The sequence below is a fragment of the Streptomyces sp. NBC_00080 genome, from assembly GCF_045041255.1.
Lineage (GTDB): Bacteria > Actinomycetota > Actinomycetes > Streptomycetales > Streptomycetaceae > Streptomyces > Streptomyces coriariae.
This window is the reverse complement of sequence record NZ_CP108235.1, coordinates 555,039-568,943: the sequence shown is the minus strand read 5'-3', so window position 1 is coordinate 568,943 and position 13,905 is coordinate 555,039. Positions and strand designations below refer to the sequence as shown.

Sequence of the window (13,905 nt, the reverse complement as noted above, 5' to 3'; positions counted from 1 at the left end):
ACGGCCAGTGATATGACCGGCTGGTCACAAGGAGGTCGGCATGCAGAAGGTGTGTGTGATCGGGGCCGGTTCGTCCGGGATCGCCGCCTGTCAGGTTCTCGCCGAACGGGGCATCGCCTACGACTGCTTCGAGCTGGGATCGGACGTGGGCGGCAACTGGCGCTACCTGAACGACAACGGGCGGTCGTCGGCGTATCGCTCGCTCCACATCAACACGTCCCGCCAGATCATGGAATACGCCAGTTTTCCCATGTCGGACGAGTACCCGGTCTATCCGGGCCACGCCCACATAGCGCGCTACTTCGACGCGTTCGTGGACCACTTCGGGCTGCGCCCGTCGATCAGGTTCCGCACCGAGGTGGTCGAGGTCGCCCCGGCCGGGGACACGTGGGCGGTGACCTCGCGCCCCCGTGGCACGAACGACCACGAGACCGGTACGTACGACGCCGTACTCGTCGCCAACGGCCATCACTGGAAGCCGCGTTGGCCGCGACCCGGCATCGCGGGGGCCACCGATTTCGAAGGCACCCAGATCCACTCGCACGACTACCGCGTACCCGAGCCGTTCGCCGACCGGCGAGTCCTCGTACTGGGCATCGGCAACTCGGCCTGCGACATCGCCGTGGAGACCTCGCGTGTCTCCCGGCGGACGTTCCTCGCCATGCGCCGCGGCGCGCACATCCTGCCCAAGCACCTGTTCGGCACGCCCACCGACCATCTGACCCACTCCTGGCTGGCCAAGGCGCCCCTCGCCGTTCAGGACCGCGGGCTGCAACTCCTGCTGCGACTGAGTCGTGGCCGACTGGCGGACTACGGGCTGCCCACCCCCGCCCACCGCGTTCTGGCCGCCCATCCGACGATCTCCGACGACCTGCTGTCCCGGCTCAGCCACGGCGACATCACCGTGAAACCCGCGCCGCGCAAGGCCGACGCCGACCATGTGTTCTTCGACGACGGAAGCGTCGAGGAGATCGACACGATCATCTACTGCACGGGCTACGACATCGCGTTCCCCTTCCTCAAGGACGAGCTGATCGGCTCCGGGGACAACGATCCGGGGCTCTACCGCCGGGTTGCCGCGCCTGATCGACCCGGGCTGTACTTCATCGGTCTGGTCCAGCCGCTCGGTGCGATCATGCCGCTCGCGGAGGCCCAGTCGCACTGGGTCGCCGACCTCCTGGAGGGTCGTTGCGCGCTGCCCGAACGCGAGGAGATGCTCGACGAGATCCGCACGTACCGCGCCCGGACGGCCCGGCGTTACGTCGCCTCGACCCGGCACACCATCCAGGTGGACGCTCAGGCGTATCTGAGGGAACTGGCCAAGGCGCGCAGACGGAGGGCGGTGCCGCGGTAGCGGAACGGCGCGGCCCTGCGTCGACTGGACCGGGACGCCCGAGCGTTGTCGCTCGCGGCGAAGGCCAGGAGAAGCGCGGCGGTCCGCGCCACCTGGACGCCGCCCGCCGTCTCCAGCCGGGCCTGGCGGCCGCCGCGGGGGACGGGCAAGCCGTCCTGACCCGGCCCGGACACCGTCTTCGGCAGCCAGGTCCGTGGCCGCGTCGCCCCCCAGGGGGGCGGGAGCGGCGGCCGCCAACGTGTCACCGGTTCGTCGCCACCGAGCGCGGCGCGGTCCGTGTTTCTGCCTGCGAGGCCTTCTCGTCATGGGCCGGCAGTAGCGTGCGGCCGATGCCGACCCGGCGGGCGATGGCCGGACCGATGCTGCCGGGGCCGATGACGACGACGATCTCCTTGACGGCCCCGTTCTCGCTGCTCATGGTCCAGGCTCCTTCGTTCCGGGTTCTCGGGGCGGTCGGCCGCGCCCTGGTCACGAGCGCGTGCCGACCTGGAGCCCCGTCCACACGCCGTTCGCACGGCCACGGCCGAAGGCCGGACGAAGCCGCCGAGAGGCAGGCGTGCCGAAGAAGGCGGCATCCGTGCCGGTAGGTGGCGTCCGACCGGTGCGGGAAGGGAAACTCCACCCGGCCTGACGCCTCCGACCCCCGCGAGGCAGACCGCGACGTTCAGGGGAACAGCAGGGCCCCCACGCTACGAAGTGCCACGAACCGTTCCGACCGGCTAGACGCGGTCCTGGAAGACGCAGTTCCACACATACGTGCCCGCGACACCGCCGTCGGCGCGCACCGCTTCCAGCGTGTAGAAGTGCGTGGTCCCCCGGGCGGCCGTGGTGTCCGTGTAGGCGCGGGTCTGCGCCGGCAGGAGTCCGGCGTGCAGCGGTTCGTACGCCTGCGTGGCCGCGTTCCACCTGCTGACCCGGTAGCCCGCGACGGTGTCGCACTCGGCCGTCCTGTCGCACCGCCAGCTGATGGACGGCCCGTCCTCGTCGGGTCCGCCGATCACGGTGCCGTGGCCCAGGCTGCCGAGGTCCCAGTCCCCGGTGACCGTCACGGACGGCCGGACATCCAGCTCGGTGGCCTGGACGACCGTGACCTTCGGGTCGCTCGGGGGCAGGGCGTTGCCCCAGAGGTCCCTGGCGACGACCGCGTACACGTACGTCTCGCCGTCCGGCAGGTCGCCGCAGAGGACCGCGAGCGGGTCGCTCGTGCCCTCCCGGCAGGAGGTGGAGCTGAGCCACTTGACCGTGCCGTCGCCCTGCCGGACGCCGGTCCAGACCACGTAGCGCTCGACGTCGTCCTCGGTCGAGGCCGCCCAGCTCATGAGGACGCCGTCGGCGCGCGGGGTGGCCGTCACGCCGGTGACCGGCCCGGGTGCGACGCGATCGCCGGTGCGGACGACGAGCGGAGCGGACAGCGCCGACTCGTTGCCGGCCGGGTCCACCGCCGCGACCGCGTACGTCACGTACGTGCCCGCGGGCATGTCCAGGTCGTGGCAGAGGCCACCGGTACTGGTCTCGTCGCTCTCCTCGGCGCAGGTCACGCGGGTGAGCGCGGCCGGGTCGAGGGTCTTGCCGGGCGAGCGGTAGACGCGGTAGGTCCCGCCGTTGTCGAAGTCCTCGTAGAAGCCGTCGGGCTGCTTCCAGTACACGTCGGTGTAGCCGACGCGGACGACGGAGCCGAGGGAGGTCGGGGACTTCGGCGGCGTACGGTCGACGCCGTCGCCGGTGACGGCGGCGTACGCCGACGGGTTGCCGAGCGCGTCGAGAGCGCGGACCCGGTAGAAGCGGGCGGTGTTCACGGGAGCGTCGGTGCGGTACGACGTCGTGGTCGTCGTGCCCAGCAGCTCGAACGGGCCGGTGGCCGCGGAGGCCGCGTACACCTCGTACGTCGCGGCGTCGGCGGGCCCCTGCCAGGCGAGGGTCGCCCACCACGCGTCGCCGGTGACCGTGAGAGCGGTCGGCGCCGCCGGGCCCGTGCGGTCCACGGTCACCGCGGTGGCGTCGAGGCTGCCGACGGACTCGCGGCCCGCCTTGTCGACGGCGCGGACCTCGTACAGGAAGGTCTGGCCCGTGGCGGGCGTCGCGTCCACGAAGGACGGGGAGGCGAGCGGCGACGAGCCGCCGACCCTCACCCACTGGGCGGTGCCCAGCCGGCGGTAGACGCGGTAACCGGCGAGATCCATCTCCTTGTTCGCGGCCCAGCGCAGGGTGGTCTTCGCGGTGTCCCGGTTGTACGCGGCGGTCAGACCGGTCGGGGCGAGCGGCTTGACCGTGTCGACGGCGGCCTCCGTGCGCGGGGCGTACGTGAACGTGGCGTGGGCGAGGCCGGTCCAGGCGACGTAGTCCACGCGCAGCGTGTGCTTGCCGGCCGGGACGGTCAGGTCGACGGTCTTGCGGGCGGTGGTGGAGACGTTCTTCCACAGGTTGATCTTTTGCACGCCGTCGACGTAGACACGCATGCCGTCCTGCGTGGCGGCGGAGAGCCGGAACGGGCCGCCGGAGCCGAAGTCACGGGTGAGGGACCAGCGGACGGAGAAGTTGTCCTTGGGCAGCGTGACGCCGGTCGGGTCGCCGTACCCGTAGTTCTCGTTGACGGCGGAGTCGCAGGCGGTCAGCTTCGGCGTGCCGCTGAAGGTGGAGTTGCCGAAGTACTGCGCTTTCCAGACGGGAGAGGCGCAGGTGACGGCCGCGGAGGCCGGGGCGGCGATCATCAGGTCGCCGGTGGCGGCGAGGGCGGCCGTCGCGGCGAGCGCGGTCAGCCGGGTACGAGTCATCACAGAAGGTGGGGCCCTTTCCGGACCAAGGAGAATCAGGTTGCGCGTGTGTGACTCATGAGGCGGGGGCAGGGTTGCCCGGCCCCCTCACCTTCCTTCAGGTGTCACCACCGCCCGCCCTTCCCGGTGTCACCACCGCCACCCTGGTCAGCGACAACCGGCCGGTACTCACCGTCATCCATCTGCCGCTGACCGGCGACACCTACACCGCTGTCGCCGGCGGCGGTGCTCGCCTCAACGACCGGCCGCTGAAGGTGTCCGCCAAGACCGACCTGGGTGCCGCGCTCGTCGGCACCGGTCAGGCCAAGCCCGGCGAGGACAAGCACACCTTCCGGCGGATCGGCGAGTCGGTCAACGCCATGCTCACCGACGCGCTCGTGGTGCGCGTGTCCGTTCCCGCCACGATGCAGCTCATCCACGTAGCCGCCGGACGCATGGACGTGTTCTGGCAGTTCTCCGATGTCCGCTCCGGCCTGGTCGCCGGTGCCCTGCTGGTCTCCGAGGCCGGAGGCACCGTCACCGACCTGGCGGGCGAGCCCTGGAGCACGGCCGGCCGGGACTTCCTGGCCGCCGCTCCCGGCCTCCACACCGCTGCCCGCGAGGTGCTGTCGCCGATCGTCTGACCGCGAAGCGACCTGCTTCCTCTCCTCCCGCCCGACACCGCAAGGAGCATCACCTCATGACCAGCATCGGCATCCTGGGCGCCGGTCGCGTCGGCGCCAACCTCGCCGGCGGGCTCGCCTCGGCCGGACACGACGTCATCCTCGGCCGCCGGAACCCGATGGCGCGGTCGGCAGCGCCCACCGAAGACGTCCACCCCGACATCTCCTGCTCCGACCAGCGCACCGCGGCCCGCACCGCTGACATCGTGATCAACGCGACGCCCGGCGACAGCGCCCTGGACCGTCTGGCCGACCTGCGCGGCGAACTCGCCGGAAAGATCCTCGTCGACGTCTCCAACGCCACCCGCGACGCCGGCGGACCGCCCGGCGACCTGTGCTACCCGGGCAGCAGCCTCGCCGAACAACTCCAGGCCGCCCTCCCCGACACCCAGGTGGTCACGACGCTCAACACCATGCTGTTCATGGTCATGACCGCCCCGGAGGTCCTGGCCACCCCGCCGACCGTCTACGTCTCGGGCAACGACGAGCTCGCCAAGAAGACGGTCGGCGGCCTCCTCGGCGACCTGGACTGGCAGCCCGTGTGGATCGAGGACCTCGGGGACATCACCACAGCCCGCGCCACCGAGGCCATGATCCTGGTCGTGCCCCACATCCTGCGCCGACACGGCTTCAAACCCTTCGCCGTCTCCCTCGCCCGCTGACCCCACCGCCGGCCCGCGGTCAACCTCCCCGCCCCGCAGTCCTGGCCCCGCTCCGAGTCGTCCGGCCGCCGCCCCGGAGCCGGACACGACCGGCCCACCCGTCGGAGTCACGTGACGGGTGGGCTACTGGCCTGTGTCGGGTGGCCGGGCAGGCCCGGTTCTGTGCGGGCCTGCCCCGGAAACACCCTGGCGGAGACGCAGGGTCAGAAGGTCATGCTCCAGCGGTCCAGGTAGCCCGGGTCGACGGTGAAGATCCCCGGGGTGTTGTCGGTGACGCGCAGCTTCCACACGCCGTCCGCGGGCAGCGCGGAGGCGTCGATCGTGAACGTGGCGTGCAGTTCCGTGCCGGTGTCCCAGACGAAGTCCTTGACCAGGATCGCGGTGCCGTTCTCGGCGACGAGTTCGATGATCTGGCCTCCGATGAAGTCGTGGACCAGGTCGACGGTGACCTTGAGGTCCGGGGGAGCGGCGCCGGTGCGGCCGGTGACGCGCAGCGGTGACTCGATCGTCCGCCAGTTGGGGATGTCGTAGCGGTCGGGGTTGACGAAGTGGTCGCCACCGGAGGCCAGGACGGTCCAGGTGTAGGGCAGGTCGAGCTTCTCCGCCGCGGAGTTGGTGACGGTGACCGTGACCGCGAAGGTGCCGGCGCGGGTGGGCGTGCCGGTGATACGGCCGTCGGCCGCCCCGAGGGTCACGCCGTCGGGCAGTCCGGTGGCCGCGTAGGTGAGCGCGCCGGGCCGGGTGGAGGTGGCGGTGATCTGCCGGCCGACCGGCTGGCCGACGGCCGCGTCGCGGGTGGAGGGGGCGTCGGCCGCGATGTGGTTGACGTAGCGGGGACCGACGTTGACCGCCGCCCACGCGTTGCCGACCGCCTCGTAGGCGTCGCTGGTGGTGCCGAACAGGTCGGCGGCCGCCTGCAGGGTGGCGGTGCGGGCGCCGGCGTAGTCGGTGGTGCTGGTCATGTAGCGGGTCAGTGCCCGATACCAGACGTTGGTGGCGTTCGCCAGGCCCAGGGCGGCGACGGGCCTGCCGTCGTAGGTGGGGCTGTCGTAGGCCACTCCGTTGATGGTCGTGCGGCCGCTGCCCTCGGCCAGCAGGTAGAAGAAGTGGTTGGCCGGCCCGGAGCTGAAGTGCGGGTCCAGCTTCTTCGTCCCGGCGGTCCAGTAGTCCTGTGACGTTCCCTTCGCGGAGGCGTCCTTGGAGGGCTGGTCCATGTAGCGCAGTGGCTTGCCGGTGCCGCGGACGTCCGCGAGCTCCCCGAGCAGGAAGTCGGGTGTGTCCTGGGCGTTGCCGGCGAAGAACTCCACCGCGGTGCCCATGATGTCGCTGGTGGCCTCGTTGAGCCCGCCGGATTCACCGGTGTAGATCAGGCCGGCCGTGGCGGAGGTGACGCCGTGGGTCATCTCGTGTGCGGCGATGTCCAGTTCGGTCAGCGGGCGCCGGCCGTCCAGGCCGTCGCCGTAGGTCATGCAGAAGCACAGGTCGTCCCAGAACGCGTTGGCGTACTTGGTGCCGTAGTGGACGTTGGAGACGGCGCCGACACCGTCGTCGGCTATGCCGTTGCGGCCGAACCGGTCGTGGTAGAAGTCCCAGGTCCGCTGGGCTCCGTAGGCGGCGTCGACCGCTGCCGTCTGCGCCGTGGCCGGACTGCCGTCGCCCCACACGTCGTCGGCGTCCGTCACCAGTGTGCGGACGCCGCCGGTGACGTCGTAGGTGCGGTGGTTGCCGCGCTGGAGATCGGCGAGCCGGAAGAAGTCCGCGTCGCGCAGCGACGCCAGCGGGACGGTGCCGCTGTACTGGCTGTGGCCCTCGCCGGCCTGGATGTCGTCGTAGGAGGCGAGGCGGGCGCCGGTCACGGCATCGGTGATCACATGGACGCGGCTCGGTGTCTGATCCTCACGCAGCCCTGTGACAACGTTGTCCCATGCGAGTCGGGGGGAGTCGTCCACCGCCCAGACGACCTGCCGCGCCGAAGCCGCACGCTCGGAAGCGAGGGAGCCCTGTTCGTCGGCTGCCGCCGATGCGGCCTTCTTCGCCGCGGCCGAGGAGACCACGGCCCTGGTCGTGGGCACCGAGAGAGCCGGGGGTGTCGTGCGTGTGACGGTCTGCTCGCCCGCGCGCTCGTGGACGATCACGTCGGCGCCGATCACCGGGAGTCCTGCGTAGGTGCGGGAGTAGCGCGTGTGCACGGTGCCGTCGGCGTCCTTCGCGACGTCCTCGGCAACGAGCGCTTCCTTGGCGCCCATACGGAGGCCGCGGGCCGTTTCGTGAGCGGACTCGGCGGCGCGGTCGAGCAGTCGGTCGCGCTGCGCTCGGGACAGTGTCACGCCGCGCGCCCCGGGTCTGGGCTCGGCGTCGATGCGCCGGGTGGCCGGTGATCCTGAGCCGTCGTCCAGGGCCGAAGCCGACTGGGCTGTCGGAGCGGTGATCGCGAGCACCGCCATACCGGCGGCGAGCGCGGTCGCCAGCCTGCCGCGCTTTCGTGCCGTGCGCGGGAGCGCGGACGAACGGCGAACTCCCAGGGGTGATTTGGTCATGCGGGCAGCTCCTTTCGCCGGCTGTCGGCGGACAGCGGCGGGAAACGGGGAAAGTACGGAGGGAACGGGGGAGACCGGAGGCCGTCGGCCTGCGGTGGGGAGCGAGGCGGGTACCGCTCGACTGCGGACAGATCGTTTCAGGGCGTCCGGATGCTGTCACCACTGCGGAGATCGATGTCCGAAAATCGGTCAACCGGCCGCCTCTGGAAGGTGATCGGAAAGGGCATCACCACGTGTGGCTTTACGAAGCGGCAATACGGCGCTAACCAGCAAGGTTGGCCGTATCCGACCGCGGGTGCGCCGCCTGTCCTGCCCGCCCCGCCCGCCCTGCGGAACGGGCATCCGCGGGCGGAGTGCGCCGCGTTCCGGGAGATGACCCGCGACGCGGTTCGGGAACGCGGCCCTGGACGCGGCCCGGGCGCGCATCTCCCTTCGGCTGTGGTCGTGTTCAGTCGACGGCCGGTTCGCCGTCGGTCACTGGCGGGCCTGTCCCGCACGGAGGGCGACAAGTGCAAGGCACGCGTGGACGCGAGCACGTCGGGCAGCGTCCTGGTGCGGGCCGTCTTCCGCCCGACACGGACCACCTCTACGGCCGATCGCGGTTGCGGACGGCCGTGACCGGAACCGACGCGTAGCGGGAAGGCGCTCAGTCCGGCACGCCGAGGTGCGGGAGCACCCGCCGCCGCTGTGCGGGCAACCGGGTCGCCTGTGCTCGGCAGCGCGCGTCCGACCTGCCCTCATCGCAGACTGGCACTGACCGAGCGGCGGACGGCATGATACGCACTCGGAGTCCGAGGGGGAGCCATGAGATCACGCCTGCAATGGATCCACGGCCGCGGAGGGCATGTCGGCGTCGAACGCACGCAGACGTACGCGGCTGAGATCCTCGTCAGATTCCTGGTCCTGGTCGGCCTGCTGTACATGCCGGTTGTTCTCATTTTCCATTGGGCCGAGTGGATACCGTTCGCCGGAGCAAGCAGCTACCTGCTGTGGGAACTCGGCCGCCTCAACAGCGCGCTCGGTGAGCTCGCCGGCCTTTGGAACGAGCAGTCCGAGCAGCGGCAGCAGCGGCAGGAACCGGCTCGAAGCGACTCCCTCCGGTGACAGCCCCCGCTCCCCGCGCCCTCTCCGCCCCGCAACCGCACAGGCCCGTTCGGAGCCGTGATCACGTGGCCGGGAAAGCGGTGGACCGGGTGATGCCCGGACTTGTATCTTGCGGTTGACCGCGACACCGCCCAAGGAGGTGAGACCCATGAACGCTGTATCGACGTGGGTGCTCCCCCTTCCCGTCACGGCCGGCGACTGACGTAGGTGTCGCCGGGAGCGCCTCGACAACAAGGCACTCCCGAAAGGCAACACCTATGGATTCTCCGCAGTTCACCGCCGAGCCGTCGTCGAACGGCACGGTCGAGCGCGACTTCACCGTGGGCGACGTCCCCGGCGTTCTCCGGTCACCGGCCTCGGGCGCCGATCGCGGGCCCCTCGTGTTCGACGTGATCATTGCCGGGTGCGGGCCGACCGGCGCGATGCTGGCCGCCGAACTACGGCTGCACGATGTGCGGGTACTCGTTCTGGAGAAGGAAACCGAGCCCGTGTCGTTCGTCCGCATCGTCGGTCTGCACATGCGCAGTCTCGAACTGATGGCAATGCGCGGACTGCTGGACCGCATGCGCGAACACGGAAGACGGCGTCCGGCCGGCGGCTTCTTCGCCGCCATCAACAAACCGGCGCCCCAGGGCCTTGATTCCACGCACGCCTATCTGCTCGGCATCCCGCAGCCGGTCATCGTTCGCCTGCTCGAAGAACATGCGATGCAACTGGGTGCTCTGGTCCGGCGCGGTGGTGCGGTGGCCGGTTTCGAGCAGGACGACGAGGGCGTGACCGTCGAGCTGGCCGACGGCGAACAGCTGCGTTCGCGCTATCTCGTCGGCTGTGACGGCGGGCGCAGTACGGTGCGCAAACTGCTCGGCGTCGGCTTCCCCGGTGAACCCTCGCGAACCGAGACGCTGATGGGCGAGATGGAAGTGGGTGTGCCGCAGGAGGAGATCGCCGCCAAGGTGACCGAAATCGGCAAGACCGACAAGCGATTCCGGCTCAGGCCCTTCGGCGAAGGTGCCTATAGCGTCGTGGTCCCCGCCGCCGGAGTCAGCGATCGCGCGGAACCGCCCACCCTCGAGGATTTCAGACAACAGCTGCGCGCCATCGCCGGAACCGATTTCGGTGTGCACTCCCCGCGCTGGTTGTCCCGCTTCGGGGACGCCACCCGGCTGGCCGAACGCTACCGGGTCGGGCGGGTGCTGCTGGCCGGCGATGCGGCCCACATCCATCCACCCACCGGCGGACAGGGCCTCAACCTGGGCATTCAGGACGCATTCAACCTCGGCTGGAAACTGGCCGCACAGATTCGCGGCTGGGCGCCGAAAACACTGCTGGACACCTACCAGGCCGAACGCCATCCGGTCGCCGCGGAGGTGCTGGACAACACCCGCGCCCAGATGGAACTCCACTCCACCGAACCGGGCCCGCAGGCCGTGCGCAGGCTGCTCACCGAACTGATGGACTTCGACGAGGTGAACCGCTACCTCATCGAGAAGATCGCCGCGATCGGCATCCGCTACGACTTCGGCGCAGGCCCCGACCTGCTCGGCCGCCGCCTGCGCGACATCGACGTGAAACAGGGCAACCTCTACGGTCTGCTGCACCGTGGCCGCGGCCTGCTGCTGGACCGCACCGAACGCCTGACCGTCGGCGGCTGGTCGGACCGGGTCGATCACCTCGCGGATCCCACTGCGGTACTGGATGCTCCGTGCGTCCTGCTTCGCCCCGACGGCCACGTCGCCTGGATCGGCGACGATCAGCAGGACCTGGACGACCACCTCTCCCGGTGGTTCGGCAAGCCCGCCGGCTGATCTTCGCCTGAGCAACCGAAACGCCCGCAAAGAGGCTCGAACGGTCAGCGGCGACTGACCGGCGGAAGGCTGGAGGCAGCATCAGCCGTGGTGCTCTGACGCCGGGGTCGCGAGGGTCGGCCTCCGAGGAGAGGTGGCCTTCGGGTGACGACCCGAAGACGGCGGAAGAGCACCACGGAGCGGACCGGCGCAGGAGACCACGCGTCCCGTCCGACGGTGGAGCGATGAGCAGGACCCGGTTCAGCCTCCGAGGCGGTGTGCGAGGTGGAGCGGACATCCGCACAGGTGACATCACGGCGTCCGGTCGGTGCCGCGCCGGGACCGCCGCAGCACGCCGCCGTCACCGTGGCGGGTGAGCTGGGCGCGGTAGCCGGGACATGCGCTGGTGGACTGCCTGCGAACTGAGTCCCGGTCGGCCGGGTTCACCCACACCGTGCCGCCCTGACCGTGGACAGTCACGTTGAACGAGACTCCTCCGGCTCCTCCTCGGTCACGACTGTGCACACCTCACCGGGCCGCATCCAGTGGACTGTGCCCCAAGGCTCCACCCAGCGGCAGAGCAAGCCGTCGGTCTCGTTGCTCACGCTGGTCTTCGACACGTCGGAACCATAGCGAGCGACATGATCGGTCGGAGAGCCCTAGAAGGACACGTCGAAGTAGTCGATGTTGTTGAGTTCGACTTCCAGGCCGTCGGCGCGGCGGCCGCCGTCCTTGGCGTCCGGATGCGCGGGGTGGCTGTTGACCTGGGGTGTTGCCGGCTGTTTTGGAGACGTGGGCACCCCTGCCGGGTGTCGTACTCACGTGCGACACTGCTGCACATGTTCGGAGTCGTCGACCTTCCCACCTACCTGGCAGGACTCGTCCTGATAGTCCTCCTTCCAGGGCCCAACTCTCTGTACGTCCTGTCCGTCGCCGCGCGGCGCGGGGTACGGGCCGGGTACACGGCCTCGGTCGGCGTGTGGTGCGGGGACACCGTGCTGATGACTCTCTCCGCGGCCGGGGTGGCCTCGCTGCTCCAGGCCAATGCCGTGCTCTTCGGGATCGTGAGGTACGCGGGCGCCGGCTATCTGACCTGGCTGGCCGTCGGGATGCTGCGGGCCGCGTGGGGGATGTGGCGGACGCGCCGTGAGCGGGTGCTCGCCGAGGACGGCCCCGCCGCCGTCTCCGTCGAACGGCCCTTCCGGCGGGCACTGGTGGTCAGCCTGTTCAACCCCAAGGCGATCCTGTTCTTCGTCGCCTTCTTCGTGCAGTTCGTCGACCCGGAGTACGCCTACCCGGCGCTCTCCTTCGTTGTCCTCGGCGTGTTGGCTCAGCTCGCCAGTGTGCTGTATCTCAGCGCCCTGATCTTCGGCGGCACCCGGCTGGCCGGCGCCTTCCGGCGCCGCAAGCGGCTGACGGCGGGGGCCACCTCGGCGGCCGGCGTGCTGTTCCTCGGGTTCGCGGTGAAGCTCTCCCTCACCAGCGCCTGACCCTTGCGGCCCAGCGGCTTGTGCGTGCACGCGGCGGTCGTTCCTGCCCGGGCTGGCGGGTGTGGACGGTGGCGGGCTGCGAGGCGCGGGCCACGACGAAGAGGAACAGTCCGCAGGCCGCCACGAGCAGCCATCCTGGACGCGACGCGGCGGCGAGGCCTGTGGGGCCGGCGCCCGCGACCAGGCCCCCGGCGAGGGCGATACCGACCGCCGCGCCGACCTGGCGCGCGGTGGAGGTTATCGCCCCCGCCACGCCGGCCCGGGAGAGCGGCAGACCGCCGACCGCCGTGTTGGTGAGGGGGGCGTTGGCGAAGCCGAACCCGACGCCGATCAGCAGATGGGCGAGGAGGATCAGCGGCACGCTCGTGTGCTGGCCCAGATTCGTCAGGCACAGACCGCCGACCGTGAGGAAGGTGCCCGCGAGGATCAGCGGACGCCGCGGTCCGAGGCGCCCGACCAGGACTCCGGACCAGGGCGCGCACAGGGTCGCCCCGAGTGCCATGGGCAGGGTCGCGGCGCCGCTCGCGAGCGGTGTCCAGCCTCGGGTGTGCTGAAGGTAGAGGGTGTTGAGCAGCAGGCTCACGTTCAGCGCGACGAACACCGCCATGGCGCCGAGCACCGCCGTGGCGAACGGCGGTCGGCGGAAGAGACCGAGGTCCATCAAGGGTTCACGACGGCGCAGCTCGACCAGGACGAACCCTGCCGTCGCCGCCGCGATGAGCGCGTAGCCGGTGAGCGCCACCGGCGATGCCCAGCCGATGCCGGGCCCTTCTATGAGGGCGCCGACGAAGAGGCCGAGCACCACGGTGAGGAGCACCTGGCCGGGCAGGTCGACGCGCCGGGCGCGCTGTGCGCGGGACTCCGGCACGAACGCGGCGACCAGGACGAGGGCGACGACGACCAACGGCGCGTTGATCCAGAACACCGAACGCCAGCCGAACGCGGCGATGAGCCCCCCGCCGGTGACCGGGCCCGCCGCCATGCTGAGCCCGAAGACCGACGCCCACACGCCGATCGCCCGGGCGCGCTCCCGCGGGTCGGGCATCGCGTTCACCACGATCGCCAGGGCCACCGGGCTCAGCATGGAGGCCCCGACCCCCTGAACGGCCCGGGCGGCAACCAGCACGCCGACGGACGGGGCGAGGGCGCAGGCGAGGGAGGCCAGGCCGAAGACGAGCAGTCCGCACTGGAAGACGCGGCGGCGTCCGAAGCGGTCCGCGAGGGCGCCGGAGACGATGAGGAGGCCGGCCAGGACCACGGTGTAGGCGTTGACGACCCACTCCAGACCGCGGGTGCCCACGTCGAGGCCGTGCCCGATCTCGGGCAGGCCCACGTTGACGATGGTGGTGTCCACACCCACCAGGAACATGCTGAGCGCGCAGACGGCCAGTACCGTCCAGCGCCTGCGCGCGCTGAGCGGAGAGGGCGGGGAGGGCGGAGCGGCCAGGGATGTCTTGGGCACGGGAGGTCCCCCTTCAACGGGATCGGCTGCCGCCAGGCTCGGACCGGGGGAGGGTCCGGGCCCAGGAATTTTGCGAGGA

General features: G+C 70.8%; 11 protein-coding genes and 1 pseudogene. 6 read left to right on the top strand and 6 right to left on the bottom strand.

What is annotated here, in order from left to right; genetic code table 11:
• Window positions 1–40: 40 nt before the first annotated feature.
• Entirely contained in the window at window positions 41–1,354 is a 1,314-nt protein-coding gene (locus OHU34_RS02515) for an NAD(P)-binding domain-containing protein (protein WP_405764365.1), read from the top strand.
• Window positions 1,355–1,595: 241 nt separating this feature from the next.
• On the opposite strand, the gene OHU34_RS02510 is transcribed toward OHU34_RS02515, so the two are convergent.
• Window positions 1,596–1,772, bottom strand: coding sequence for a hypothetical protein (locus OHU34_RS02510; RefSeq protein WP_405764363.1), 177 nt, complete (start codon window positions 1,770–1,772; stop codon window positions 1,596–1,598).
• A 301-nt stretch (window positions 1,773–2,073) separates the two neighbouring features.
• A complete protein-coding gene (locus OHU34_RS02505; protein ID WP_142270401.1) occupies window positions 2,074–4,125 on the bottom strand; it encodes a fibronectin type III domain-containing protein in 2,052 nt (683 codons plus the stop codon).
• 134 nt (window positions 4,126–4,259) lie between these two features.
• Between OHU34_RS02505 and OHU34_RS02500 the strand changes: the two are divergent.
• Window positions 4,260–4,748 (top strand): annotated as a pseudogene (locus tag OHU34_RS02500) (inositol monophosphatase family protein); the annotation flags it as partial.
• A 56-nt stretch (window positions 4,749–4,804) separates the two neighbouring features.
• Window positions 4,805–5,449 (top strand): NADPH-dependent F420 reductase, encoded by a 645-nt coding sequence (locus OHU34_RS02495; protein WP_405764360.1) that lies wholly within the window; start codon window positions 4,805–4,807, stop codon window positions 5,447–5,449.
• Between the two features lie 203 nt (window positions 5,450–5,652).
• On the opposite strand, the gene OHU34_RS02490 is transcribed toward OHU34_RS02495, so the two are convergent.
• A complete protein-coding gene (locus tag OHU34_RS02490; RefSeq protein ID WP_405764358.1) occupies window positions 5,653–7,986 on the bottom strand; it encodes a M4 family metallopeptidase in 2,334 nt (777 codons plus the stop codon).
• Between the two features lie 804 nt (window positions 7,987–8,790).
• Between OHU34_RS02490 and OHU34_RS02485 the strand changes: the two genes are divergently transcribed.
• The gene (locus OHU34_RS02485) at window positions 8,791–9,090 is read left to right on the top strand and encodes a hypothetical protein (RefSeq protein WP_405764355.1); all 300 of its coding nucleotides are present in this window, start codon (window positions 8,791–8,793) and stop codon (window positions 9,088–9,090) included.
• Between the two features lie 257 nt (window positions 9,091–9,347).
• On the top strand, window positions 9,348–10,895 hold the full coding sequence (gene rox, locus OHU34_RS02480; protein ID WP_230195072.1) for a rifampin monooxygenase: 1,548 nt from the start codon (window positions 9,348–9,350) through the stop codon (window positions 10,893–10,895).
• A gap of 291 nt (window positions 10,896–11,186) precedes the next feature.
• Here rox and OHU34_RS02475 read toward each other — a convergent pair whose 3' ends face one another.
• Window positions 11,187–11,354, bottom strand: coding sequence for a hypothetical protein (locus OHU34_RS02475; RefSeq protein ID WP_230195073.1), 168 nt, complete (start codon window positions 11,352–11,354; stop codon window positions 11,187–11,189).
• Between the two features lie 179 nt (window positions 11,355–11,533).
• Complete coding sequence (locus OHU34_RS02470) at window positions 11,534–11,674, bottom strand: hypothetical protein (RefSeq protein WP_160160076.1); 141 nt, start codon at window positions 11,672–11,674, stop codon at window positions 11,534–11,536.
• Window positions 11,675–11,713: 39 nt separating this feature from the next.
• Here OHU34_RS02470 and leuE point away from each other — a divergent pair, with 39 nt between their 5' ends.
• A complete protein-coding gene (leuE, locus tag OHU34_RS02465) occupies window positions 11,714–12,364 on the top strand; it encodes a leucine efflux protein LeuE (RefSeq protein WP_230195074.1) in 651 nt (216 codons plus the stop codon).
• On the opposite strand, the gene OHU34_RS02460 is transcribed toward leuE, so the two are convergent.
• Window positions 12,351–13,826 carry an MFS transporter gene (locus OHU34_RS02460; RefSeq protein ID WP_405764351.1) on the bottom strand — a complete coding sequence of 492 codons (1,476 nt, stop codon included), beginning with the start codon at window positions 13,824–13,826 and terminating at the stop codon, window positions 12,351–12,353. The genes leuE and OHU34_RS02460 overlap by 14 nt on opposite strands.
• Window positions 13,827–13,905: the final 79 nt, after the last annotated feature.